General features: G+C 59.8%; 1 protein-coding gene. It reads right to left on the bottom strand.

All coding sequences use genetic code 11. The annotated features are described in order from the left end of the window. On the bottom strand, positions 1-404 hold a 404-nt coding region (locus tag AC0C6X_RS30155; RefSeq protein WP_472956708.1), incomplete at its 3' end, for a DedA family protein. Positions 405-480 lie beyond the last annotated feature (76 nt).

Below are 480 nucleotides of genomic sequence, written 5' to 3'. Positions count from 1 at the left end.
ATCTCGCTGATGCCTGCCGGGATGGAGATGAGCGAGCGCAGGCCGGGGATCAGCCGGGCGATAAAAACTGCCTTGGTGCCGTGTTTATCGAACCAGTCGTCAGCTTTCCGGATGTCGTCGCCGGAAAGGGTGAGCCATTTACCGTAGCGGTCGGCCCAGCGCACCAGCTTCTCTTCACCGACCAAGCGGCCTAGATAGTAGAGCGGCAGTTGGCCCAGGAGCGACCCGAGCGAGCCTGCGACGACCACCCAGATAAACGACAGCTCGCCGCGCCCGGCGGTAAACCCTGCGAGCGGCATGATGAGTTCGCTCGGAATCGGCGGGAAGAGATTTTCTACAAACATCAGCAGCGCGACGCCCGGATAGCCAAGGGTCGACATCGTGTTTTGAATCCACTCGAGCATGGCTCAGCTTAGCCCTAAACCGCGAAAAGCGTTAGGTCACCAAGGCCGCATTTCAGCCCCGTTCAGTCGTCTTTAC

It is taken from the genome of Ensifer sp. VA4, assembly GCF_055710065.1.
Note: the sequence above shows the minus strand (reverse complement) of the source record. Positions and strands in the feature narration are given on the sequence as shown.